The 25,367-nt window shown below is 39.7% G+C and carries 27 protein-coding genes; 7 read left to right on the top strand and 20 right to left on the bottom strand.

The window, feature by feature from the left end; all coding sequences use genetic code 11:
* Positions 1 to 408: 408 nt before the first annotated feature.
* Positions 409 to 888 (top strand): RNA-binding protein, encoded by a 480-nt coding sequence (locus tag MTF67_RS18295; RefSeq protein ID WP_008130837.1) that lies wholly within the window; start codon positions 409 to 411, stop codon positions 886 to 888.
* Here the strand turns inward: MTF67_RS18295 and murI are convergent.
* Positions 851 to 1,651: a glutamate racemase gene (gene murI / locus MTF67_RS18290; protein WP_008130836.1), complete on the bottom strand. Its 801-nt coding sequence runs from the start codon at positions 1,649 to 1,651 to the stop codon at positions 851 to 853. The two genes, MTF67_RS18295 and murI, sit on opposite strands and share 38 nt — an antisense overlap.
* Before the next feature lie 77 nt (positions 1,652 to 1,728).
* Positions 1,729 to 2,856 carry a DUF5610 domain-containing protein gene (locus MTF67_RS18285; RefSeq protein WP_010558139.1) on the bottom strand — a complete coding sequence of 376 codons (1,128 nt, stop codon included), beginning with the start codon at positions 2,854 to 2,856 and terminating at the stop codon, positions 1,729 to 1,731.
* A gap of 162 nt (positions 2,857 to 3,018) precedes the next feature.
* Here MTF67_RS18285 and trmA point away from each other — a divergent pair, with 162 nt between their 5' ends.
* Complete coding sequence (gene trmA, locus MTF67_RS18280; RefSeq protein ID WP_248520319.1) at positions 3,019 to 4,116, top strand: tRNA (uridine(54)-C5)-methyltransferase TrmA; 1,098 nt, start codon at positions 3,019 to 3,021, stop codon at positions 4,114 to 4,116.
* Positions 4,117 to 4,126: 10 nt separating this feature from the next.
* On the opposite strand, the gene MTF67_RS18275 is transcribed toward trmA, so the two are convergent.
* The 5 genes from MTF67_RS18275 to ccoG all read right to left on the bottom strand — a co-directional run bounded on the left by MTF67_RS18275 (position 4,127) and on the right by ccoG (position 8,432).
* Positions 4,127 to 4,579, bottom strand: a complete 453-nt coding sequence (locus MTF67_RS18275; protein ID WP_006794649.1) for a DUF523 domain-containing protein — start codon at positions 4,577 to 4,579, stop codon at positions 4,127 to 4,129.
* A gap of 59 nt (positions 4,580 to 4,638) precedes the next feature.
* Entirely contained in the window at positions 4,639 to 5,277 is a 639-nt protein-coding gene (locus MTF67_RS18270; RefSeq protein WP_058430364.1) for a thiol:disulfide interchange protein DsbA/DsbL, read from the bottom strand.
* A 16-nt stretch (positions 5,278 to 5,293) separates the two neighbouring features.
* On the bottom strand, positions 5,294 to 5,917 hold the full coding sequence (locus MTF67_RS18265) for a thiol:disulfide interchange protein DsbA/DsbL (RefSeq protein WP_010558136.1): 624 nt from the start codon (positions 5,915 to 5,917) through the stop codon (positions 5,294 to 5,296).
* Positions 5,918 to 5,951: 34 nt separating this feature from the next.
* Positions 5,952 to 6,926: a serine/threonine protein kinase gene (locus MTF67_RS18260; RefSeq protein ID WP_006794646.1), complete on the bottom strand. Its 975-nt coding sequence runs from the start codon at positions 6,924 to 6,926 to the stop codon at positions 5,952 to 5,954.
* Between the two features lie 75 nt (positions 6,927 to 7,001).
* Positions 7,002 to 8,432, bottom strand: a complete 1,431-nt coding sequence (gene ccoG / locus MTF67_RS18255) for a cytochrome c oxidase accessory protein CcoG (protein WP_010558134.1) — start codon at positions 8,430 to 8,432, stop codon at positions 7,002 to 7,004.
* Positions 8,433 to 8,721: 289 nt separating this feature from the next.
* On the opposite strand from ccoG, the gene MTF67_RS18250 reads away from it, so the two are divergent.
* Both MTF67_RS18250 and MTF67_RS18245 read left to right on the top strand, forming a co-directional pair.
* The gene (locus MTF67_RS18250; RefSeq protein ID WP_248520318.1) at positions 8,722 to 9,081 is read left to right on the top strand and encodes a hypothetical protein; all 360 of its coding nucleotides are present in this window, start codon (positions 8,722 to 8,724) and stop codon (positions 9,079 to 9,081) included.
* On the top strand, positions 9,081 to 9,287 hold the full coding sequence (locus MTF67_RS18245; RefSeq protein ID WP_006794643.1) for a hypothetical protein: 207 nt from the start codon (positions 9,081 to 9,083) through the stop codon (positions 9,285 to 9,287). Before MTF67_RS18250 ends, MTF67_RS18245 begins: the two co-directional genes overlap by 1 nt.
* Positions 9,288 to 9,326: 39 nt before the next feature.
* On the opposite strand, the gene MTF67_RS18240 is transcribed toward MTF67_RS18245, so the two are convergent.
* The 13 genes from MTF67_RS18240 to gspC form a co-directional block, all read right to left on the bottom strand.
* Positions 9,327 to 9,914 (bottom strand): UPF0149 family protein, encoded by a 588-nt coding sequence (locus tag MTF67_RS18240; protein ID WP_248520317.1) that lies wholly within the window; start codon positions 9,912 to 9,914, stop codon positions 9,327 to 9,329.
* Between the two features lie 22 nt (positions 9,915 to 9,936).
* A complete protein-coding gene (locus MTF67_RS18235; protein WP_010558133.1) occupies positions 9,937 to 10,695 on the bottom strand; it encodes a type II secretion system protein N in 759 nt (252 codons plus the stop codon).
* A 3-nt stretch (positions 10,696 to 10,698) separates the two neighbouring features.
* A complete protein-coding gene (locus tag MTF67_RS18230) occupies positions 10,699 to 11,172 on the bottom strand; it encodes a type II secretion system protein M (protein ID WP_248520316.1) in 474 nt (157 codons plus the stop codon).
* Positions 11,169 to 12,377, bottom strand: a complete 1,209-nt coding sequence (gene gspL / locus MTF67_RS18225; RefSeq protein WP_248520315.1) for a type II secretion system protein GspL — start codon at positions 12,375 to 12,377, stop codon at positions 11,169 to 11,171. Before gspL ends, MTF67_RS18230 begins: the two co-directional genes overlap by 4 nt.
* The gene (gene gspK / locus MTF67_RS18220; RefSeq protein ID WP_006794638.1) at positions 12,374 to 13,360 is read right to left on the bottom strand and encodes a type II secretion system minor pseudopilin GspK; all 987 of its coding nucleotides are present in this window, start codon (positions 13,358 to 13,360) and stop codon (positions 12,374 to 12,376) included. The genes gspL and gspK overlap by 4 nt, the downstream gene beginning before the upstream one ends.
* Complete coding sequence (gspJ, locus tag MTF67_RS18215) at positions 13,353 to 13,967, bottom strand: type II secretion system minor pseudopilin GspJ (protein ID WP_006794637.1); 615 nt, start codon at positions 13,965 to 13,967, stop codon at positions 13,353 to 13,355. Before gspJ ends, gspK begins: the two co-directional genes overlap by 8 nt.
* Positions 13,968 to 14,342 carry a type II secretion system minor pseudopilin GspI gene (gene gspI, locus MTF67_RS18210; RefSeq protein WP_006794636.1) on the bottom strand — a complete coding sequence of 125 codons (375 nt, stop codon included), beginning with the start codon at positions 14,340 to 14,342 and terminating at the stop codon, positions 13,968 to 13,970.
* Positions 14,342 to 14,926, bottom strand: coding sequence for a prepilin-type N-terminal cleavage/methylation domain-containing protein (locus MTF67_RS18205; protein WP_033020018.1), 585 nt, complete (start codon positions 14,924 to 14,926; stop codon positions 14,342 to 14,344). Before MTF67_RS18205 ends, gspI begins: the two co-directional genes overlap by 1 nt.
* Before the next feature lie 49 nt (positions 14,927 to 14,975).
* Positions 14,976 to 15,398, bottom strand: coding sequence for a type II secretion system major pseudopilin GspG (gene gspG / locus MTF67_RS18200; RefSeq protein WP_006794634.1), 423 nt, complete (start codon positions 15,396 to 15,398; stop codon positions 14,976 to 14,978).
* Between the two features lie 78 nt (positions 15,399 to 15,476).
* Positions 15,477 to 16,712, bottom strand: a complete 1,236-nt coding sequence (gene gspF / locus MTF67_RS18195) for a type II secretion system inner membrane protein GspF (protein ID WP_006794633.1) — start codon at positions 16,710 to 16,712, stop codon at positions 15,477 to 15,479.
* A gap of 2 nt (positions 16,713 to 16,714) precedes the next feature.
* Entirely contained in the window at positions 16,715 to 18,280 is a 1,566-nt protein-coding gene (gspE, locus tag MTF67_RS18190; RefSeq protein ID WP_006794632.1) for a type II secretion system ATPase GspE, read from the bottom strand.
* Entirely contained in the window at positions 18,273 to 20,336 is a 2,064-nt protein-coding gene (gene gspD, locus MTF67_RS18185; protein ID WP_006794631.1) for a type II secretion system secretin GspD, read from the bottom strand. Before gspD ends, gspE begins: the two co-directional genes overlap by 8 nt.
* Before the next feature lie 23 nt (positions 20,337 to 20,359).
* Positions 20,360 to 21,301, bottom strand: coding sequence for a type II secretion system protein GspC (gene gspC / locus MTF67_RS18180; protein WP_039038558.1), 942 nt, complete (start codon positions 21,299 to 21,301; stop codon positions 20,360 to 20,362).
* Positions 21,302 to 21,515: 214 nt separating this feature from the next.
* Between gspC and hslR the strand changes: the two genes are divergently transcribed.
* The 3 genes from hslR (at position 21,516) to MTF67_RS18165 (ending at position 24,601) form a co-directional block, all read left to right on the top strand.
* Complete coding sequence (hslR, locus tag MTF67_RS18175) at positions 21,516 to 21,938, top strand: ribosome-associated heat shock protein Hsp15 (RefSeq protein ID WP_039038559.1); 423 nt, start codon at positions 21,516 to 21,518, stop codon at positions 21,936 to 21,938.
* Between the two features lie 12 nt (positions 21,939 to 21,950).
* The gene (hslO, locus tag MTF67_RS18170) at positions 21,951 to 22,796 is read left to right on the top strand and encodes an Hsp33 family molecular chaperone HslO (protein WP_243532413.1); all 846 of its coding nucleotides are present in this window, start codon (positions 21,951 to 21,953) and stop codon (positions 22,794 to 22,796) included.
* 266 nt (positions 22,797 to 23,062) lie between these two features.
* Positions 23,063 to 24,601, top strand: a complete 1,539-nt coding sequence (locus MTF67_RS18165; protein WP_006794627.1) for a phosphoenolpyruvate carboxykinase — start codon at positions 23,063 to 23,065, stop codon at positions 24,599 to 24,601.
* Positions 24,602 to 25,367: the final 766 nt, after the last annotated feature.

The following is a 25,367-nucleotide window of genomic DNA, read 5'->3' as shown; positions in this document are numbered from 1 at the left end:
TGTTAAAGAACGTTGCGACGTTGTCGCTAGGGATGCGTATAATACATCCTTTATTTTTCGAGTCAATACTTTGTTTTAAACTTTCTTTCGATGATTTAAAACCAAAGTTTTATTCAACTCTCTGAGCCGCTAACGCTTTGCTATGCTTCGGCGTTTCCCGTCTCAGTGGGGTCGCATTATAGGGAGATCCGAAAACAGATCAACCCTTTTTTTAGATCTTTTTACTGTTCGAACAAAATTAGAACAAAACCACAAAAAACCATGTTAAAACACGCTTAAATTGATGTTTTTTTACACTGCTTTTTATAATTTCATATAAATATCATTGCTAAGTTCGTTTAAGACGTTAAGATAGCAAGTTCACAATGTTAAATTAATGTTTATTTCCTGTTTATTGGTAGATCTAAAATGAAATTACCCGATCAAAAATCTTTTATCTTTTCTGTTGTTATTGCTGTAGTTGGTTTTGTTATTGTTAAGTTCGCCCTTGGAAGCTTAGAACTTGACCCTGCAATTGTATTTGCTGTTGGCTTATTAATAGGTGGGCTAGTTATTGCTGCTATGTCTTCTGACGTTTTAGAAGAGGCCGAAGTAAAAACTAAAACACTTTACGTTGGTAACCTTCCTTACCGTGCAAACGAAGGTGTTGTTCGTGCTTTGTTTGAAGAGCAAGGTAAAGTATTCAACGTTCGTCTATTAAAGGATAAAAATACAGGCAAACGTCGTGGCTTTGGTTTTGTTGAAATGGCGCAAGCTGATGCAGACAATGCTATTGCAAACTTGAACGATAGTGAGTTCCAACAACGCACTTTAAAAGTTCGTGAAGCAAAACAAAAACAAGAAGATGATTCTAATACGCTTCGAACTCAGGCGGATCAATCAGTTTAACTAGCTTAACCGCAAGTTTATCGCTGATCACATTAGCCGTTGCATAGTATTGCAGCGGCTTTTTTATGCCAGGTATATTTTGTGCTAATAAACCTGACTCGGTTAGTAGATAAATAACTCTATTTGCTATTGCTGCACCAGAATCCACCAGCTGAATGCTATTTTTAAAGTGCTCACTAATCTGCTTTGTAAGTATTGGAAAGTGTGTACACCCCAATACAAGCACATCCGTTTGCTTTTCAATATTCAAACCTTCAAGTACAGCATGTAATTTATTTGTATCTAAATAGCCATTAAAGAAAAGTAATTCAGCAACGTTTACCAACTCAACACTGCTATATAAGTTAACAGTTACATTACTAGCGTGCTGCGCTATTAACTTATTTGTATATGAGCTCGCTATTGTTGCAGGTGTTGCCAGTAAAGCAATGTGATTTGAACGTGTTAATTCTGCGGCGGGCTTGATTGCTGGTACAACACCAACTATGGGTATATCTGTAATTTTGCGTACAGCACTTAATGCCGATGTGGATGCCGTGTTGCATGCTATTACAATTAAATCGACGTTTAGCTTGTTTAACTTAATGAAATGAATGAGCGAACACAAACGATTAATAATTGTTTGTTGTGTTTGAGCTCCATAAGGTAAGAAAGCATTATCCATAAAATAGCTATATTGAGCATTCGGGATACGTTGCTTTATATGATCAAGTACTGTTGTGCCACCAATCCCTGAATCAAAAACCATTATATGCGCTGACAAACGACCGTTCCTATTATTAGATTAGAACGGCAGTTTGCCATGTGATTTTTGCAAAAGAAAGTAGTTTAATGTTGAGGTTAAACTTCCTCTGCTGTTTGCTTTGTCGCGCTATTTAACTTATTAAGGTTTTCAAACATAGCTTTTGTGTAATCAACCAGTTTATCGATCTCACTTTGATCTTCATTAAGCCACTGCATAATGCCTGATAACTGATTTTGAATACCTAGCTCGGTTGCTTTAGAAAATGCCTCTCGGAGGTCATCATTAAAAGGCGCTACTTTATCTGCAATTACTTTTTCTGGAGCCGGTTTATTTTCTTCGTAACCCTTTATTGCAGCAACTGTTTTGGTTTGGCGTAAATCCATTGAAAATGCAACAAGTTGTTCATTGCCTAAACTAAGCTCTTGCGCTTCTTCGAATGCCTGCTCTAAATCGCCGCTAAAAAAGGTCTTACTTACGTTTTGTAGGTTTTCCATTAACTCATTAATTGCTTCTTGCTCTTTATCATTAAGGTCGCCGTTAACTGACATTGAAAATGAAAGCTCTCTCGATTGTGATGATTCACTTACGAATGCCTCCCCTCCCTCACCACGCTGATAACTACTAGCAGACTGAGATTTAAATGCATCGGCAAAACTTATTGTTACTTCATCACCTTCTGCTGTGGTGAAACTGTACTGAGCATTATTACTTAAACTTGCGTATTGTGCTTGGGTTACCCCCACACTAGCTGGCATTGGGTTGAACAAATTATCTTCAAACTTATCAAGGCCATCAAAAATACCTTCTTTTGATTTGTTAATTCCCTCTTGGGTTTCATCGTTCAGAACGCCGGATTCTTTTAACTCATCAACGGCGTCATCAATACCTATTTGAACCCCCTTACGGGCATCACTTAGCATACCTTTTAATTTATCGTCATCGGCACCATCAGCTTTTGCTTTATTAACGGCGCCGGTGACAAAGTCGAGTACATTTTTAACTATTGCTTCAAAATCAAAAAGGGGCTTATCTGCTTTTTTTTCTTGAACTGGCAAACCAAGCTGCTCTGCCATTTTATCACCTAAAACTTTAGCAGCTAATTCTTTACCTCGTTGCTGATAGCTGTCTTGCGGAGACGCGATGGTAGGTTGTTGTACGTCAGCTTTGTTGTTGAATTTGTTTATGTTCTGGCTTGGTACAAAGCCATAGTTGCCTATTTTCATGAATCGTCTCCTGAGCGTGCGTAGTTTATTATCGGCCAGGGCATAAAAAACTAAAGTAAACCGTGCAAAAAAACATCATTTATTCTAGCCAAAACTAGACAAATGCGAACCGCTCCCTACAATAGCGCCGATAAACAGATCTTAGATAAGGTAGTAACGCGAATGGCAGTTATTAAAATAGATACCACACAGTACCAAGCGCAGTTAAGTGAAAAAGAACAGCGTATAACTTCACAGTTTCAACGTTTTGGTGTGGAGCAGCTAGAAGTATTTAGCTCAGAGCCAATTAACTACCGCCAACGTGCCGAATTTAGAGTATGGCATGATGGAGACGATCTGTTTCATATAATGTTTGATCAGCAAACTAAAGAAAAAATACGTGTTGATACGTTTGACCCTGCGGCACCGCTTGTTGGTGAAATCATGCAGGTGATGATTGAAAACCTTAAACCATGCGAGGTTTTACGCCGAAAGCTATTTCAAATAGATTACCTGTCTACACTCAGTGGTGAAATTTTAGTGAGCTTGCTTTATCACAAGCCGCTTGATGATGAATGGCTACGTGAAATTAAGTCACTAAAGGCAAAACTGAGTGAAAAATATAAAATAGATTTTATTGGCCGAGCACGTAAGCAGAAAGAAGTGCTAGGTGATGACTTTGTAACAGAGCAATTAACTGTAAATGGCCAAGAACTAATTTACCAACAAGTAGAAAATAGCTTTACGCAACCTAATGCAAAAGTAAATATAAGTATGCTTGAGTGGGCACAAGATTTATGTAAACCACTTAAAAATGATTTACTAGAGCTTTACTGCGGTAATGGTAACTTTTCTATTGCGCTAGCGGGATCTTTTAATAAAGTACTCGCAACTGAAATATCTAAATCGTCTGTTCACTCTGCTCAATATAACATTGCCAAAAACAATGTAGACAACCTAGATATTATTCGTATGTCGAGCGAAGAGTTTACTCAAGCAATGAATGGCGAACGTACTTTTTCTCGTCTAAATGGCATTGATTTAAAAAGTTACAATTGCCAAACCATCTTAGTCGACCCGCCACGCGCTGGTATGGATGAGTTAACCTGTGATTTAGTGGCTAATTACGAAAACATAATTTATATATCGTGTAATCCTGACACACTGGAACGCGATTTAGATCATTTAACGCGTTCGCATAATGTTAAGCGCTTTGCGATATTTGATCAGTTCCCTTATACACATCACATAGAGTCGGGTGTTTTCTTACAGCGTAAATAACCAACCAAAATTAAAGTGCCAGTGCTTTTATAAGCGCTGGTATTTGCTCTTCACTAAATACTTGAACTCCATTCTTTATTAATAATGCTGCAGTTAAACCTAGACCTTCGATTTTTATTCCGCGATGCTTTCCATCATATATTGTATTTCGTCCGCAAGAAGGGCTCGATTCTTTAAGTAAAGCAAAACGAACTTTATTTTTTTTACAAAGTTCTAGCGCTATATTAGCCCCAGTTTGAAATTGCTCTGTTACATCTTCGCCTGAATTAGTAATTACTTTCCCCTGTATTATTTCAGCAGGAGCTCTAGGAGTAGATAGCCCACCAGCCACTTCAGGACAAAAGGATATTATTTTCTTATTACTTTGCCATACCCGTAATTGTGGATGCTGTAATGTTTGTCCTTTCCCATCATAACGAACAGGCTGCCCTAGCAAGCAACTCGATACTAATATTTTTTTCATTGCTACATCCTTATAAAGCAAAAAAGCTCCTTAAGGAGCTTTTTTGGTTTTAGCTAAACTTACTTGTTAGCTAAGTAATTAATTAATTTACTAATATCTTCAGGTGCTGTAACACCTGATTCACGGCCTAAGTTTAATTTATACTTACCGTTTACGATAAATGTGGGTACACCACGAAGAGCACCTTTTTCTTTAAAGTATTCTTGATCGCGCTTCATCTTAGAACTTAATGTACGAACCGAAAAGCTTTTAAATAACTTATCAAACTTATCGCCATCAACACCTTGCGCAACAAACACATCTTTCACGTCAGCTAACTCGTTAAATTTAGCGCGCTTAGTGTGAATATGATTAAAAATAGCTGCGATAAGTTTCTCTTTTTGAGGAAGTACTTCAGCAGTTGCAAGTGCTTGGCTCATCATTTGTTGGTTTTCTGGATTACGAACACCCACAAAGTCAACGTGACTCTTTTTAAACTTAACATTTTTATCTAGTTTAGGCTTAAATTCGCTGATCAGTGACTCGTAGTTATTACACGCCGGGCAGTAAAAAGAGAAAAACTCTTTTACTTCTGGCTTTTTAGTGGCACGTTCAGCAATAACATCGTAATGAACGCCTTCTTCGTAGGTCGCCGCAAAGCTTGTTGCTGCCATCGGTAATACTAATGCAAGTAACCCTGCTTTAAGTAGTTTAATCATTCTTATGCTCCAAAATTTATAATGCTAATAAAAACGCAATTAACTCATCAAGTTCTTGTTGGTTTTTTATGGTGTTAATATTGATTTTGTATTTATCGTTAACAATAAAAGTAGGTACACCAGTTAACGCACCTAACTTTGAATATTTGTTTTGCTTATCTTGCATTGCTTGCTCTTCGGCAATAATTGGCATGCTTGCAATCGCTTGGTCAAATGTGTCGCTATCAATTCCATTTACTTCCAATAGCTTTTTAAGGTCTTTAACTTCTGTTAAAGGCGCACCTTGAATATGGATACTTCTAAAAATTTGGTCAGCTATATTTTGTGCTTGCCCTTGTTGTTTTGCGATTAAGTAAGCAAAGCTTAAATTACTTTGTGCCTGTGGAGACACACCACCTAAAAAGTTGACGTGACTTTTAACAAAATCAGTGCCTTCAGGCAGTTTTTTTTCAATTGCTTTAGCCACTGGTTCAAATTTAAAACAGTGCGGACAATAAAATGAAAAGAACTCTGTTACCTGTGGTGTTGTGCTTTTTTCAGTTTTAATAATCGTGTATTGGTTATTTGCCTCAAACTGTGCAGCAAAGGCTGCAAAAGGTAAACATAAAAGAAGTAGGCTCAGTTTTAGTTTTTTAAGCATTAGTATCTCGTTGTACTTGTCATTAAATAATAATTTACGGCAATAACTTTAACGGCGGTTCTTGCAGTGCAGCAAGTTGTTCTTTAAGCGCTAAAATTTGTTGCTCCCAGTATTTGTCATCAGCAAACCATGAAAAGTTCCGCACAAAAGCTGGATCGCTCCACCTTTTTGCCACCCATCCCATGTAGTGAATAATACGCATTGCTCGCAGCGGTTCAATTAATTTGAGTTGAGCGTGGTCAAAATCACAAAACTCTTCATACGCTCCCACCAAAGTGTCTAACTGTAACAGTTGCGTTGGTCTGTCGCCACTGAGCATCATCCATAGATCTTGAATAGCAGGCCCTTGACGACTATCGTCTAAATCCACGAACATTAGCGCATCGCCAGCCCATAATATATTGCCTGCGTGGCAATCGCCATGTAAGCGAATACTATTTGTATCTTGATACTGCTTTTGTGTCTGCTCAATTACCAAATCTAAAATAGTATAAAAAGCAGTGCTTAATCCCATTGGCACCAAGTTACTTTTTTGAAGATGAACTTTAGCTGTATGCAAATATTCTTCACAGCTTATTGTTGGTCTGTAAGTAAAGGGTTTGGTTTTAGCTACTTGGTGCATTCGACCAATTAAACGTCCCATAACATCAAGCTGATCTAAATTATCTACTTCAAATAATCGCCCACCCACACTTGGGAATACCACAAACATATAGCCCTGGTGTTCAAACAAGCTTTGTCCATTATGTAAAACAGGGGCTACAACGGGTACTTCAGCGTCAGCAAGCTCAAAAGCAAAATCGTGCTCCTCTTGAATTTGTGCTTTACTCCAACGCTCGGGACGATAAAACTTTACTACGTAACGCAGACCGTCTTCGGCTTTAAATTGATAAACTCTATTTTCATAACTGTTAAGCGCTAGTAACCCAGACTCGGGATAAATACCTATGGTTTCTATCGCATCAAGTATTAAATCTGGGGTTAAATCTATAAAGCTAAATTTGCTCATGCTCTTCTTATATAAATGAAAAGCGGGTTAAACCCGCTTTTGTTATTGCTATATTTACCGAATTAGAAAGTACGGCTATCGCGCTCTAAAAAAGTTGCTCGATTGCGAAATTGTCTCATCCGGTTCATTAACTGGCGACAATACAAAATTAAACTCTGTTATAGGCGCTTTTAAGTCATAAGGGTCCATAACGAGTGATAATGGCACATTATGCGATTGACCCGCTTGAACAGTAAATACTTGTTTACCTATGTATTTAAAGTTTTCTAGCCCTGCCACTTTAATGTTAAAGGTTTGCTCATATTGCGCCTTATTGATGACCTTTAAGGTATATGTGTTTTCAACCAAGCCATTAAAGTCGACACGATATAGCTGATTTCGATCACGAATAATATCAAAGTCCATTGGTTTACGCAGTGCAATATTTGTAACAAGCGCGCCTGTTAGCAACACTAGTATGACCGTATACCCAATAATTTTGGCTCGTAGAGGGTTGGTTTTATTTTCTGGCGTCTCAAGATTACGTTCTGTGGTATACGAAATTAACCCTCGCGGGTACTCCATTTTATCCATTACGCCGTCACATGCATCAATACACGCACCACAATTTATACACTCAGCCTGCAAACCGTTTCTTATATCAATGCCTGTTGGGCAGACTTGTACACATAGGTTACAGTCAATACAGTCACCTATTTCTAAATCAGCGTGGGCAACCTTACGTGAGCGAGGGCCCCGGCTTTCACCTCGGCTTTCATCATAGGTTACTGTGTAGGTATCTTTGTCAAACATTGCCGACTGAAAACGTGAGTAGGGACAGATATGCAAACACATAATTTCACGCATCCAGCCTGCGTTGCCATATGTACACACAGCAAATACTAAAATGCTCACTAGTGCATAACCGCCAACATTAAAGGTTATAAAATCAGGGAGTAGCTCTCTTATCGGTGTGAAGTAACCAACAAACGAAATAGAAGTATACAAAGAAAACAACACCCAGCTGGAATGCTTAGCTGCTTTTCGCCAGAACTTGTCAAAGTCCATAGGCCGTTGATCGAGCTTTTTACGTTGATTTGCTGTCCCTTCAAGTTTTTCTTCAAACCAGATGAAAATGAAGGTCCATACCGTTTGAGGACAGGTATATCCGCACCAGACTCGTCCATAAAATGTAGTTACCAAAAACAGCGCAAAAGCCGCCAGCATGAATATAAATGCCAGTATGGTGAAGTCTTGAGGCCATAAAGTTAGACCAAAAATATTGTATTTTTGTGCTATTAAATCAAATAGCACTGCTTGCTGGCCGTTAAAGTTTATCCATGGCAAAACCATAAATGCGAGCATGCCTAAAAAGCCAATGCGCTGTCTTAGTAATTGGTGAAGACCTTTTACGGCTCTCACATAAATGCGGTTACGGGGGTTAAATCTATCATCTTGACGGCTTAAATCCGGCTTTTGAATTTTTACCTCAACAGGAATGTTTTTTACTTTAATCTGTTTGTCCATCGAAGTTCCTCAACACCGCTTGGAAAATAAAAGCTGAGCACTAATCAAATGCTCTATACTCATAGTGTAGCAAGTAACTTGCTAAGTAAGACTAGTTTAATGAATCATAAATTAAATACTTTCAGATATTTCAGAAATATCTAACTTTTGTTAGTTATTATATCAATATTGGCTAAAATTACTGGTATAGATTGCGACTAATTTATTCATCTCAGTTACTTGCTTTTAAAAGGCAGTTTATTACACTGCTTGATAATTCAACCCTATTTAGATCAAGGTTTACGTATCCATGAAGAAGTTTATTATTTTGATAATTGTGATCCTTGCGTTTTTTACCATTGATCATCCACTTGTAAAAGAACCACGCGAAAAGCTATTAGGCGAAGGTATTGGCTTTTTAAGTGATGCAAGTAAAGTAAATAGAAGCCCTGCTGCTAATTTAGCAAAAAACAGAATTAGTCATGAGCTGACACTCTCAAGCTCAGAAAAAGAATACGTAGAAAAAACATTCACCACTGATGACGCAGTTCAGCTATTTAATTTGCGCTACTGTCGTGAACGCGACTTAAACCTTTACTTCTACGCTGAACGCTTAAATAAAGTGTGTAAAATAGTGTCTGAATCACTCGAGCAAAAACGGACTAAATAATGGACTTTTCTAATTTAAACAAAAAAACCAGTGATTCGTTTCACAAGCAACGTAATATGCTTAAACAGTTAGCACAAGGTAAAACGCTAAAATGCGAAAAATGTAATACGGTACTCACACTCGATTTAGCCACCAGCGAAGTGGGAAAAGGCGTAGTGAAGTGCAAGCAAGGCTGCACAGATATTATTTTAGATCTTGGCGCTTGATATTAATTAAAGCGCCATTATTAAAAAGTTTAACGCTAACTACCCGTCCCAGCCATCATCGTTATACAAACCACTATTGAGCGCCACTATTTCTACTAGCTCTGCAAAACCAAGTGCAAAATCCCCCATAAGGTCATATTGTTGCTCACACAACTGCAATGTATTTATTGAATTTTGTGATGCTATTTGAGAGATAAGCTGTGTATCTAATGCAAAAAAGCTGAGGGTTGCTTGTGCGGTTTCTAAGGCCTCTTTGTACTGTGCATCTAACTTCGTTGCTGCTAATAGCTTTTGCGTGTAAGCATTACTTGCTGTTAAAAAGCCTTGGCTCCACTGCGAGCAAAATGCACTGTCGTACTGTGGTGGCAGTTTATAACCTACTTCAAAAACCTGTTCACTTATTTGATGGTAAAACGCCATAAATAAAAATAGCGTTTCTTCATCTAATTCGTTTACTGAATTATTGAGTATCACATCAACCCATTCGTGCACATCAAGGGGGTCGGGTGAACATATAACACCAAACAAATAACCTTTGCTTTGTTCAAAGGTCATAGCTTGAGGTTGGGTATTTAAAAATGTGCTGAGCTGCTTAGCATGCAGCTCAGTGAATTGCGGTAGTTGCATTAAAACTCTTTATATCAAAACATTAAAAATTGAGCGGGTAACGGCCTTGGCTATCTGGTCGGCCTAAAAACTTAACCGCATCGTGAACATCTTTTGGTAAGCTAGCATCTGGTTTTACATACCCTGCCACGCTAAAGTCAAAGTTAGCTTTAAGAGTGGCATCGGCTTCAAGCCCAAGGGTGTTATCAGGGTCGATTAATATTGCCACATCGCCCGACTTACAGCTTAACTTGCCAGCCAGAGGTCCTATATTAAACCAACCATTTAAGCCTTGCACGTCGATATTTGGGCTCGCTATTTCACCCTTTAATGACTCACAGTAAGGAGCACCTGAGGTGTATTCATCTAGCTCAAGTATTACACGCCCCTTTGCTGTAACAGGCAATGGTAACTGAACTCGTTGCATAGCTCGCTCTACCGTTGAGCGAACTAAACCATCTGTTACTTTTAAAGTATGATTAAACAATCCATAACTGACGGTTGCATATCCCGATATATCAGTGCGTTCGCGAGCATTTCCAAACTTTATATTAGTATTTAAATTGCCAGTAAATAATGCCCAACCGGCGATATCCCAGCGCACATTGTTTAACTGCTCGCCATCAAAACGAACTTGCATTAATTGGCCTTGCCATACAGTGCCTACAGCCTGCCCTACTTCTAACTGCTTAGGAAAATGAGGTTTTGCTAAATCAAGCGCGATAGCAGCGGGTAATTTAATAATACAAAACACAATAAAACTAATTAAAAAGACAGCCGATAATATAATTATTCTTTTCATTTATTAATTCTCTAATACCAAACGGCTTACTCTTACATAACCCGATTTATCGTCGCGACTTAAATCTAAGTTTTCGATTTTTAAACCATGCTGATTCACTAATTCATCGAGCCATTCTACTAGTTTATTAAACTCTACTGAGTCGAGCGTTAAACGCAGCGAACCATCACTAGGCTGCATTTTACTAATATTGATTTGATAGCGACTGCGGGTAGAGTTAACCACTTGGCTTAGATTTTGACTACTCGCAACACGCGTATTACCCGCTGCTTTTAGCTTTACTATGCTTTCGTCAACCCACACGAGCAAAGCCTGTTGCTTAATTTTCGATTGTTCTGCTTTTGTTATAGCGTTATTTAACGGCCTGAATATCCCCATCACAAGAACAAAAATAACAAATATACCACTAGCAACCATAATAAGTTGCTGCTCTTGTTCTTTTAAAGAACGCCAGTATTTTATCGCTTGTGCTTTCATGCAGCACCTCGTAATTTAATCTCACCTACCACAAAATCACCATCGTTATTTAAAGACCCTTGCTCTACCGTTAAGCCTTGCTTTTCGAGTATGGTTTTTACTTTACCAAAGGTTTGAAAGTCTTTAGCACGGGCGCGAATACGTAATTCGTTTCTTCGTTTGTCGTAACGTAACGTTTCTGGTGTGAACTCATTCACTTGTGAAAATACATCAACCAAATTAGTCGTCAGCTCTAAAAAACCGGATTCATCAGAGCCTTCTATTCTATCTAATGCGCCTTTAATCTGATTTTTTATCAAATTAGGATGCACTTTAGATCCGGGGAATGCTGTCTGGTATCGCTCAACTACTTGGTTTTTTACTATATCGACCTGAGAATTAAGCTGTTGCAACTCAATTGCCTTTATAACTAAAGTAGAGCCCAATGCGACGGCTGTAAAAATTGCCGCGCCTTTCCAGTAACCCCACCAGAGCGCGCTCTTCTTTTTAAGCTGGTAAACACCTTGGCGAAGGTTGAATTTAACGTTATTTAATTGCTTAGCAAATAAAGCTAACGGGAGATCGTACTGACTTGTTTGCGCTTGTAAATTAGCCCCCTCAGGGAAGTCTTCCGCTGGGCTAAAGTGTTTAACCTCAGGGTTACCTAACGCAGTCAAGTAACCTGACAACCAGCTTAATTCAACCGCACTAATATGCCATGCCCCTTGCTTAAACAGCCACTGCTGATTGAGCTCTATAGCACTAGCCTCTCCCTCACCTACAGAGGGTAACAACAGTGCATCAGGTAATACTTTATAAACAGGCAGCTCATGTTCCACAAACAACGCGAGCCATTGCTCAAACCATTCGCGGTCAGTCATAGCAACCTGAATAGCATGCTGCTCACCAACCATAGTTGCTTCGCCTATAGCTATATACAAATCGTCTACATCGCAGGCTATATCTTCTTCAAGCATGTAAGGGAGTGCTTGCTCTAATTTGCGATTCCACTTTGTGGGTAGTGTTACCGTTTTTAATTGCACTTGATCGCTTGGCAATAAAACAACCACTTCCCTGTTGGCTGCTTTTTCACTTAATTCATTCAAATTGCCTGCGCTTGATAGCTCACCACTGGCTATTATTTCTTGTTCTTGTGGTGAATATACAAGCCAATTTAATCGTTCTTGTTGGGTTTGACCCGTACGGATCAACAATATTTCTGTCACTGTACGCCTCCAAATTTTCGCGCCAGTATCGTTACTTCGCCGTCTTTGGCGTGCAGTAAGGTGGTCATCGAAAAACGCAGATCTACAAAGTTTGCCTGCGTTTGTAATTTAAAATATTCGCTTTTAATACTAAATAAGTCTTTCACTGATTCAGTGTTTGTACCGCCTTGTTGCTGTACCTGTTCAAAAAATTCTTCTAAAGAATCAAAACCTGTTTGTGGCCTTGCAGCAATGACAGCCTCTGCAGCTGACAAACTTAAATTATCCATCAGCGCGCTTAGTAGTAAAGCCTGTTCTGGTGCTATTGTATTAATGTTAATTAAAAGCTGAGTGCTCCCCGGTATAACACACACATAAGGCAGCACTTTTTCCATTACTAGCGGGTTAAAGCCTTTTACCAAGCGAAGTTCCGATGGAGATGCAAATAAACTATTAGCAGTCATATACGGAAATTTACGAGATAAGTACTCTCCCTCTTCAGCACCTGAGCGATAGGTTATGCTATTTTCATCCAGCCAGTCGAACACGCTATCAGCCATTGCTTCTTCCGATTCATCCGCTGGTAAATCTTCTATATTTTCAAGTAAGGCAAACAGTGCTTTGTGTGCAGGGTTTGTTTTATCAGCGCTATTTGTATCGGGTTCAATCGCTATGGCGTTTAAATTTAAACATGATTGCAAGTCAGTAATTGAACCACTTAATGTGCCGTTATCAACTGGGTATGCTGCGTTACCTTGTGTTGCCCATACTTGATCAAGCGTTGTTTTATCTGGGTCATCTTTTTTGCTTTGAATGAGCCCTTTAATGGCCAACTCTTCTGCACCGTAGGCATACCATTTTGCTTGTTGGTGACCTTGTAAATTAGTACTTTTTTGCACTTGCACCATTAAATTAGCACTCATTTCTACGGCTAAAATAGCAGCTAATGCAACAATAAATAGCACAATAACCAGCGCTGCTCCGCGCGAAGACTGCCTACCCATTACTTCTACTTCCTTGCCCAGGAACTAAAAATACACGGCGAATAGGTTCGGCCTCTATTTGTTGTAAAGTAACCGCAACCGCTTTAGGCAATGCTTTTACTTCCCATTGTTCTTGCCACTTATTATCACTGTCTAAAAATTCAAACTTAAGCTCTTCGACGTTTTCTAATACCTGCTGTACACGTGGCTCCATATTATCAAGCTGATCAACGTACACGCGATACACACGCTCAAGATTATCATCTATGACCCTATATCCAACAGCCTGCAGCTCTGACCGAGGCAATAAATTTATTGGGTTTATCCAACCGTCTCTTACAAATGCAATGCCGTCATATTGGCTTTCAAGCACATAACGCCCTGCTAATAAATAATATTCTTGTACGTCACCAGACTCGTTTCTAACTGCACGTTTAGTCATTTGGCTAAAGTCTTGGTCCATAAGTCTAAACGTTGTTTGTAAGCCATTAAGTTCCGCTATTTTTTCGTCCGATGCGTCTTTTGCTTTAGTTGTGCTGTCTAGTATTTGGTGCGTAGAAATAACAACAAAAGCTAAAATCCCCAAAGCAACCATTACTTCAAGTAATGTAAATCCGCGCTGCTTCACTTACTTTTTACCTTTATTTAAATACGTTGAAAGCTCATAGACTGACTGTTCGTACTTTTCATCGATAAATACATTTATGGTTAATTTAACAAAGCTTTTATCTGCAGTGGGCACAACCTCTTGCTGCCAAAACCATTCAACACCCCCCATAACCTCACTACCACGTAAGTTATTTTTACCTTGCCATTGTTCGCCTTTTACCCGTTGTTCGATAATGACATTTTCAGCAACCCAGGAGGCATATGTTTGTTCTTCAATTGTTGTTAGGTGATGAATATGCTCGCCAGTGGCTTGCATTGCTGCAATACCTGCCATTGCACAAATACTCAAAGCAACAAGTACTTCTAACAAGGTAAAGCCTTTACTTAATGTCATTACTCTGGCTCTCTTCTTAAATTTACTGGTGCTGTAAATTCACCCTCAATAAAGTAAACAGGGTCACTTTGATCTTTTAGCTCAAGAATTAACTGAAATGCGCTTACTTCGCCCGACGATAAAATAAGTACTTGAGGTATTTTAAGCTTTTTAAGTTCGAGTAAGCTATCGTCTTCACCACCACTCATAAGCTCTCGCCAATTAGACTGTTCAAGTAGATTATCTTGAGCCCATGCAAGGTCTTCTAAGTTGAGGGTAAGCTTTAGGCGTGGCTCCAACTCTATGGGTTTAAATAACTCTTCTCTGTCAAAGGTTACCCATTTTTCTCCATCAAATACTAAGTATTCTAGGGTATTTTTTTCAACGAGTAAGCCAAGCTCTACCTGATTTAAAATTGCAAATTCTGACGCCATATTAATGGTGGTATGCAACCTAAGCGCTTGAGCATCTAACTCATCTTCAGCGCCGCCATCTAAGCTGTATACCACCATTTTTGTTGCAAAAGCGATAACCACTAATACAACTAAAATCTCGATTAAGCTAAAGCCCTTTTTCTTGTGCATTGATTGAAGACCTACGTTCATAGTAAGTCTTCAAAAAGTACATTTAGGTTAAGCTCAGTAGACTGACTCATTACTGCTTTTCTTCATCCCAGTTACCAATGTCGTCGTCGGTACCGACTTCACCGTCTGGTCCCATAGAGAAAATATCAAATTTACCAATTTCACCTGGGCTTATTAATAAGTATGTATTACCCCATGGATCTTCTGGTAATTCGCTGATAAAGCCGCCATCAGGAAAACGCTTTGGAACAGGCTCAATAGACGTTTTAGTCACTAACGCTTCAAGACCTTGCTCTGTGCTTGGGTAACTTTTATTTTTAAGCTTGTATAAGCTCATCGCATCTTCAAGCTGCTGAATATCTAAATGCGCTTTATCAATAGCGGCCTCTTCTTGTTGGCCCATAATATTTGGCGCAACAATAGACATAATCATCCCGATGATAACCAGTACCACCATTACTTCTAGTAAAGAAAAACCTGATTGTTTGTTCACGTAATTACCTCATTATTCTAAAAACACTAAGCAAAAATGGTTTAGGTAAAACCATTAATATATAAAAACTATTTAAATTTAGAGCCCAACTGCTTTGTTCATTGCCATAATAGGCTGCAAAATGGCCATAACAATAAATAAAACGATAACAGCCATAGATGCAATCATTGCAGGCTCTAATAACTTAAGCGATACGTTTACCATGCTTTCAAATTCACGGTCTTGGTTATTCGCTGCACGCTCTAGCATTTGCTCTAGCTCACCTGATTTTTCACCACTGGCGATCATATGTAGCATCATCGGCGGGAATAACTTAGTTTGCTGCAAAGCCGCTCTAAGGCTTGCACCTTCGCTTACTCTGTCAGCTGCGTCGGCTACCGACTTCTTGATTTTTTCGTTTACGAGTACATCGCCAGAAATCCGCATTCCTTCAAGTAGTGGCACAGAGCTTGAAGATAAAATACTTAACGTACGAGCAAAGCGAGCGGTATTAATACCACGAGCCACCTTACCAATACCCGGCATATGCAGCACACGGTCGTCCCACCAAAAGCGCACTTGTGGTTTTTTTAATGCGTACTTAATGCCAATCGCAATGCCGGTGATGGCTAGTAGGCTAATAAACCAGTAATTTTGTACAAAATGACTCCCAGCCATTACCCACTCGGTGGTCCAAGGTAATACTTGTTTAGTTTTTTCAAAGGTTTTTAGTATTTTAGGAACAACAGTACCTAATAAAACCGACACTATACCAATGGCAAAAATAACTAGAATAGTTGGGTAAACCATAGCCTGTGTTATTTGACTACGCATATGCTGACGCTGCTCGGTGTAATCGGCTAAGCGATTAAGTACTTGGTCAAGATGCCCAGACTTTTCACCCGCAGCCACCATTGAACGATATAAGTCGTCAAACACATGGGGAAACTCACTCATACCATCAGCAAGGGTATAGCCTTCAACAACTTTTGAACGAACCGACATTAACATACGTTTTAAACGTGGTTTTTCACACTGCTCAGCCACCGCCATTACCGCACCTTCAACTGGTAATGCTGACTGAATTAACGTTGCTAACTGGCGTGTGATGAGCGCAAGTTCAGATGTAGAAATACTTGGTTTAAAAAGGCTACCAAATAAAGGTGCTTTCTCCCCCTTTACCTGTTTATCACTCTGAGCCGCAGGCACAACCTCTAAAGGGGTTAAGCTTTTATCGCGCAGAAGCTGACGAACTTGCTTGGCGGTGTCGGCCTCTAAAATACCTTTTTTTTCTTTGCCGCGGCCATCTAATGCCCGATATTCAAACGCAGCCATTATTAGCCTTCCTCACGGGTAACACGCAGCACTTCTTCAAGCGTGGTTTTTCCTGCAAGCACACGGCTGCAACCATCTTGGCGAATACTTGGGCTATGAGTGCGGATGTATTTTTCTACACTTTGCTCACCTTTACCGTTGTGGATCATTTCTCGAATTGTTTCATCTACAACAAGTAACTCGTGTATACCAGTACGACCTTTGTAACCATTAAAGTTACATTCTTCACAGCCTATTGCACGGTATATCGTTGGCTTGCTCTCAAATGGTACACCTAAAAGCTGACATTCACGTTCGTCTGCCACATGCCCTTCTTTACAGCTGTTGCACAACGTACGCACTAAGCGCTGAGATAAAACACCTAATAGCGATGAAGAAAGCAAAAACGGTTCAACGCCCATGTCTTCCATTCGAGTAATAGCACCAGACGCCGTATTTGTATGCAGTGTAGACATAACTAAGTGACCAGTAAGTGATGCTTGAACCCCTATTTGGGCAGTTTCAAGATCACGTATTTCACCCACCATTACAACATCGGGATCTTGACGTAAAATAGCACGCAACCCTCTTGCAAACGTCATATCTACTTTTGTATTTACTTGCGTTTGACCAATACCTGGGATCTCATATTCAATAGGATCTTCTACAGTCAGAATATTACGATCGCGAGAATTTATTTGGCTCATACCTGCATACAAGGTGGTACTTTTACCAGAACCCGTTGGTCCTGTTACCAAAATAATCCCGTGCGGCTTACTAATTAAGTCAGCAAACAACTCACGGTTTTTTGGAGTCATACCTAAATCTTCTAGGTTTAGGCGAGCATTGTTCTTATCAAGTAAACGTAATACTACTCGCTCACCAAAGCTCGACGGCATGGTTGATACACGCACATCTACTGCACGTCCTGCAATACGCAAGCTAATACGACCATCTTGCGGAATACGTTTTTCAGCTATATCGAGTTTTGCCATTACCTTAATACGCGATACAAGCAATGAGGCAAGTTTACGATTTGGTTTTAATACTTCTTTTAAAACTCCATCAACCCTGAAACGAATAACAAGTTCTTGCTCGAACGTTTCAATATGAATATCTGACGCCCCCTCTTTAATAGCCTCGCTAAGCATCGCATTAATGAGTTTTATAATGGGCGCATCGTCATCACCAGCTAATAAATCTTCAGTTTGCGGGAGCTCATCAGCTAAAGAAAACAGATCAACTTCGTTGCCAATATCTTCCATCATTTGCTGCGTTTCAGAGCTATCACGTTGGTAAGATGACTCTAGTAACAATTCAAACTTGTCATCATCAAGCTGCTCTAATTTAAAGCCATGACCTGCGATTCGGCGCACTTCAAGTAATACATCTAAATCAAGCTCACCACGAAAGTACACGGTAGTTTGGCCTTGATATTCACTGAGCAAAACACCCGCACGTCGCGCGTACGAAAATGGTAAACGTTTTGCTGGTAACTCAACGAGTACGTCATCAGCTAAGGGCTCATCTGCACTATGCGTATTAGGATGAACCACGTCTTGGTTTATCTCTTGTATCGCATTAGTCATCTTTACGCTCTTGTGCATTTTGTTTACGTAAATGCTCTTCATAAGTTGGTGGAAGCACTAGCTCATCATTCCACTCTGGTAGTACAGGGGTATCGGTCATTGGCATTAAATCAATACCATCTTCTTGCTGCTTAGTTTGCTCACCACGAATAAAGTTATACTTGTTAAAACTTAACTTATTCATGCTCACCCCATCACGGATGATCGTTGGGCGGATAAATACAATTAAGTTACGCTTACGGCGAGTCGTGTTTGTTGACCTAAATAGGTGCCCTAAAACAGGAATATCACCTAATAATGGAACTTTAGATACACTTTCTTGAACGTCTTCGTCTATTAAGCCACCTAAAACAACCATACCGCCATCATCGGCAATAACCGTTGTCTTAATAGCGCGTTTGTTCACTGAAATATCAACCGCAGTTGCACCACTTACACTCGATACCTCTTGCTCAATAGTCAGCTGCACCGCTGAGCCATCGTTAATTTGTGGCGTTACAATAAGTTTAATACCCACTTCTTGACGCTCAACCGTTTGAAATGGATTGCTATTGTTAGTGCCCGTTTGAGATCCGGTAATAATAGGTACTTCTTGACCCACTAAAATAGAGGCTTCTTCGTTATCCATGGTGGTAATTGAAGGCGTTGCCAAAATATTTGAGTTAGTGTCGGTTGCAACAGCCTGAATAATTGCGCCCCAGTCGTTTTTTACAACGCCCAGTGCTAAGCCATTAATACCGCTTAGTAATGATGCAAGCGGCCCGTAGTCACCTTCGGTGGTTTCTGTGTAAGGTGTAACATTACCTGACTCTGTACCAATAATATTTTGGGTAACTGTTGTATCTTGCGCTTGCTCTGCTGCAACAGCTAATGAGCCAACAGGTACTGTTGTACCATTATTAAACTGCAGCATGCCACCTTGCTCTGAAATCCACTGCAAGCCTAAATTAACGCCATCACCTTCCATTACTTCAATAATAATTGCTTCAACTAATACTTGTGCACGACGAATATCTAACCGTTCAATAACTGACTCTAATGAACGCATAGTATCGGGCTGTGCAGTAATTATTAGTGAATTTGACTCTGGGTGTGCCTCAATGCTGGTTTCGTTGTTACTACGCGAACGCGTTTTAGTTGCGCTACCTTGAGCTTCCTCGGTTAACGTTTTACTTACACCCTGAAGAACCTTAACTAAGTCTTCCGATTTGGCATAGTTTAAATAAAACACCTTAGTGTTGCCTTGGCTTTCAAGCTCACCATCAAGGCGCTTAATCAATTCAATTGCACGTGTGCGGGCTTGCCCTTCACCACTTACAATTACGCTATTGGTACGGCCGTCGGCTACGACTTTAGGAATCAAAAATTCTGGTACGCTTCCTTTGCCACTATCTTTATAAATATTTTCTACTACAGAAACAACATCATCAGCCGTTGCGTATTTAAGCTTTACAATATCAACACGCTTATCACCGGCTTGGTCAACTGAACGAATAATTTCCACTAAGCGGTTTACTGATGCAGCATGGCCAGTCAACATCATTACGTTTGCAGCATTAAAGTTAGCAACATGGCCACCATCTTTTTGATCGCTAAATTGACGAACTAATGGTCCTAGTTCTTGCACACTTACATTTTTTACGCGCACCACGCGGGTGATCATCATATCGCCCGATGCAGAACTGTTTTCAGTAATTAGTGGCACATTCGATTTTTTAGCATCAGAACTTTTTTCTACTTTAATAATGCCATTATCCATTTCAACAGCTGAGTAGCCGTAAACTTCTAATACATTTAAAAAGAATTGATAGTAAAGATCTTCATCCATTAACTCATAGCTACGTACATTCACTTTGCCACGTACGTTAGGATCTATAATCACCGTTTTATTAAGGTTTTTACCAACAATATTAATAAACTCGTTGATATCAGTTCCCTTAAAGTTTGCTGCATATTCAACTGCAGAAACAGACAAAGATATACTTGCCGCCAAAAAAAGTGCTGCGTACTTAGCTAACCCTTTTTTAATTTTTGTGAGGTGTAGCACCTGAACCATTATGTTAAAACTCCAAAGCTAAGTTATTGCAGGCTAAATTGCACATCTATTTGCTCACCATCACGCTCAATGGTGATAGTAGCATCGGTGCTATTGCGCAGCTCGTTTATGGCTGACATAGCCTGTTTTAAATCCGTTAATTGATAGCCGTTAATAGAAACAGCTAAATCGTTATTTTTTAATCCCATTTGCTTAAATAGTGCGGGTTCTTTTCCCGGACTTAAGCGGTAACCAATTAGCTCACCTTCACTCATTGCTTGAGATACACGTATGTAATCAAAAAGCTTACCGGGTTCTTCTAATAATTCTTCGCGTGTTTCTATAATGGCTTCTTTTACTTCTGGGTCTGCAGTCGCATTTATTTGTTCTTCACTGCCATCTAATCGTTGCGGTCCCATTTCTTGCTCATCTTTTGCAGCGAGCACCGGCATAGAGACTGTTTTGGTAAAATCGAGTCCATCAAGCATAAGCGTTTCAAAACGGGCATTTACACTTAAAATGACACGGTCAGGAAGGATTTGCGCTACTTTTGCACGGGTCCCAGATACAACTTCATCGACAAGGTAGCTAACCTGCTTGCCCTGCGACTCAATAATTGCAACGCCTGCTTTATCATCATTACTTACAGCTACTATGCCTGTTAAGTTAATACTTAAACGTGTTTCAGGGGCGTCATTAATAATTTGTGATTGTTTTGCAGTATTAGCGCTGTTTGTTACCGTTTTTTTACCAAACAAAAACTGCTCAACAATGCGTTGTGCCGAATTATTACTTGTTCCCGATGACTGTGTGGCAAACTGAGTAGGACTAAGTAAAGATACCTGAGGTTGAGGCCATAAAAGCCAAACCAATTTTGATAATAAAAATGCAAGGTAAACAACAACTAATAGCGTGACTAACGCACTTAATTTAGCATGCGGTAATCGAGTTAAAATGTGTTTTAGCTGTTGGATTTGCTGTTCCATAAATAGTGTTCTTTTTTTAATTTACTGCGTAAGCGCGACCCCATAGTACCCTTTCATTTTTCATTCAACAAGCACACTAATATTAAACTTTGTAAACAGAATGAATAACTTCTATTTACTTGAACAAAAAACAAACGCCCACTGTAATACCTTCATCCTAGATAGATTTCGTGGTAAATTTTAGATAATAAATTACTGCAGGTACAAACACGTTATGAGTAAAAAAAGTAATAGTAATAAAGACTCTGACCTCATAGATAACCTAAAAGTTCGATTAGATAAATGGTTATGGGCAGCACGCTTTTATAAAACACGTGCGATAGCAAGGGAAATGGTACAAGGCGGTAAAGTGCATTATAATGGACAGCGAACAAAGGCGAGTAAAATAGTCGAGGTTGGTGCGGTAGTGAAACTCGCTCAAGGCGTAGATGAAAAAATCGTAACCATAACTAAGGTGCTTGAAAAACGACAAAGCGCCCCCATTGCTCAGACCTTGTACCAAGAATCTGATGCTAGTATCGCCAAACGCGAAGAAAACAGCATCGCACGTAAAAATAATAGCTTTTTTGCTCCTCATCCGGATAAAAAACCCGATAAAAAGCAAAGACGCGAACTTTTAAAAATGAAATCAAGTTAGGTATAGCCGCTCATGCAACAAGATTTACTTCACCGTTATTTATTCAACGAACTAGATGTTCGTGGCGAACTCGTTCAAATTGAGAGTGCCTACAATGAAATGATTGCAAACCATAATTACCCTGCACCTGTAAAAGCATTACTAGGTGAGCTATTGGTCGCTACTTGCTTACTTACCGCTACATTAAAATTTGAAGGTGAAATAGCCGTGCAACTGCAAGGTGACGGACCCGTTAAATATGCAGTAATAAATGGTGATGATAAGCAAAATATGCGTGGTATTGCTCGTCTACAAAATGAAGTGACAGGCAGCACTGTCAAAGAACTAATCGGTAATGGCTATATGGTTATTACTATTACGCCAGATAAAGGTGAGCGCTACCAAGGTATAGTCCCTCTAGAGCATGACACTCTAAGTGAGTGTATTGAAAGTTACTTTGAGCAATCAGAGCAGTTAAAAACTCGTTTATGGTTTGCAACCAATACAACCGAAGGCAGTGCAAAGGCATGTGGTTTATTTTTGCAGGTACTACCTGTTGATAAACAGAAGTCAATTGAAGACTTCACCCACCTAGAAGCACTCAGCAATACGATAAAAGATGAAGAGTTATTAAATCTTGATGCAAATACAATCTTAACTCGTTTGTACCATGAAGATAATCCACGTGTTTTTGAACCACAAAGCATACGTTTCAAATGTGGCTGTAGTCGCGACAAAACAATCACCGCATTAGTTAATGTAGGACAACAAGAACTACTCGATGATGTAGCAGAAAACGGCAGTGTTAATATCAACTGTCATTACTGCTTAAAAGAATATACGTTTAATGAGCAAGACATTAAGAGTATTTTCAACTAAAAACTCCATCTCAGCTCATCTTCCTATATAAAGCCGCAAAATAGGCGGTTTTATATTATAAAAAGATGATACCGGTGTCATAAAAAGTGACATTTAATGACACCGGTATCATTGAAATTATTCATGTTTTTTTGCAAATATATATGTTTTTAAGGGCTTTACAGGCTCGAATATCTGAAAACCTTCTGTTACTATCATTACAGCTGAAGGGCACTATTTACCCAGAGCTATCCCGTTCAAACTCTCATACATAGTTAGGTATAAACATGATTACAAGCGCTACACGTTTTGTCGATTTAACCGCAGCTGAACTTGTCGAGCATGCGATCCGCCGTGGCGAAGGAACTTTAGCCGCAAATGGTGCTTTCGTAGCCATTACAGGAAAACGAACAGGCCGTTCACCTCGAGATCGTTTTATTGTACAAGAAGCTACAACACAAAATGAAATTCAATGGGGCAATGTAAACCGTCCTTTCGATGCTGACAAATTTGATGCTTTATGGGCACGCGTAGAAGCACATGTGCAAAGTAATGACCACTTCACCTCTCACCTAGAAGTTGGCGCTGACCCAGAGCATTATTTACCTGTAGTTGTCACAACAGAAACTGCATGGCATCACATTTTTGCCAAAAACATGTTTATTGAACCTAAAAACTATAACGCTTCAAACTTACCACAATGGCAAGTGATGAACGTACCATCGTTTGTATGTGAACCAGAACGTGATGGCACTAACAGCGATGGCACCGTAATTATTAACTTTGCACAACGTAAAGTATTACTGGCGGGAATGCGCTACGCTGGTGAAATGAAAAAATCGATGTTCTCAGTTCAAAACTTCTTATTACCAGCTAAGGGTGTATTACCAATGCACTGTTCGGCTAACGTTGGTGAAGCTGGCGACACAGCATTATTCTTCGGTTTATCTGGCACTGGTAAAACAACGTTATCAGCTGACCCAACTCGCTTCCTAATCGGCGATGACGAACATGGCTGGGCACCTGGTAGTGTATTTAACATCGAAGGCGGCTGTTACGCAAAATGTATCGACCTTTCACAAAAGAATGAGCCTGTTATTTGGGATGCTATCCGCTTTGGCACTATCTTAGAAAATGTTGTGCTTGATGATAGAGGTGTGCCAGATTTTAACGATACAAGCCTGACCCAAAATAGCAGAGCTGCGTATCCATTAGAACATGTTGAAAAGCGTAAAGTAGAAAACCGCGCAGGTGAGCCTAAAGCTGTTGTATTCTTAACATGTGATGTGAGTGGCGTATTACCTCCTGTATCTGTACTGAGTGAAGAAGCCGCTGCGTACCACTTCCTAAGCGGATATACTGCTAAAGTAGGTTCAACCGAAATTGGTTCAACAAGCGATATAGAATCTACATTCTCAACCTGTTTTGGCGCACCGTTCTTCCCACGTCCTGCAGGTGTTTATGCTGAGCTTCTAATGAAACGTGTACGTGAGTTTGGCGCTAAAGTTTACCTAGTGAATACTGGCTGGACTGGCGGTCCTTACGGTATCGGCAAGCGTTTTGATATACCAACTACACGTGCTGTAATTGACGCTATAGTGTCAGGTAAATTAGCCGGTGTTGAAACTCAACATATTGATGCATTGAACTTAAACGTACCAGTTGCAGTACCAGGTGTTGATAGCAACCTTCTTAACCCTATTAACACGTGGGAAGATAAGGCTAAATATAATGAATATGCAGCTAAATTGGCTGCTGACTTTACAGAAAACTTTGCTAAATACGACGTATCTGACGATATTAAAAATGCAGGCCCTAAAGCTTAAAAATAACCTTTAGCCTCATAATTAAAACGCCAACCTTGAGTTGGCGTTTTTGATTCTAATTTTTACCCCTGCAACTAAGTTTCTTTAATAAATAACCGAATGCATAAGATAGAACACTCCAACACCACAAGCCAAACTGTTAAAGGTTTACAGCCATATAAAAGTCTACTCTTTCGAGTCGGACTTTCTTTCATTTAGAGTAGGATAACAGCTTCATAGCAGTGGCGCTGTACCCTGCGCTAAAGAGCCAAAGAGCTAATTCTGCGTCATCATCTGGTAATGTATTAGATAACCAAAAAACTCTTCACAATGAGGCGCTTCGTTTGGGAGACGCTTCGCTTTAGAGAAGGGAATACTGAAGATTACTTTCCTGCAGACGTAAAAAACCGACTATCGCTAGTCGGGCTTTCTCCAATTTGAAGTCGATGCGCTACGCAGTAGAATGTCATGGTGCCCACAGCGGTAGAGAATCACAGTGAAATGTTACCTACCATAGGCCAGTGGATTGAATAACCAAAACACTTTTCACAAAGAGACGCTTTGCTCAACAGACGCGGTGCTTTAGAGAAGGGAATGTGAATATTACTTTTCTGCAGACGTAAAAAAGCCCGACTATCGCTAGTCGGGCTTTCTACAATTTGAAGCCTGCGTAATGTCGTGGTGCCCACAGCGGTAAAAAGTCACATAGCAAATGGGATGCTACGTTGTGCCTGTTTGCCTTGTGCGGCGCTCGCCTTCGCGCTGTTTTGTCTCACTACTAAGTTCG

It is taken from the genome of Pseudoalteromonas sp. 2CM32C (genome assembly GCF_023161925.1).
GTDB classification, from domain to species: domain Bacteria; phylum Pseudomonadota; class Gammaproteobacteria; order Enterobacterales; family Alteromonadaceae; genus Pseudoalteromonas; species Pseudoalteromonas marina.
The sequence above is the reverse complement of the archived record's forward strand: the minus strand, read 5'-3'. Positions and strand labels throughout refer to the sequence as shown.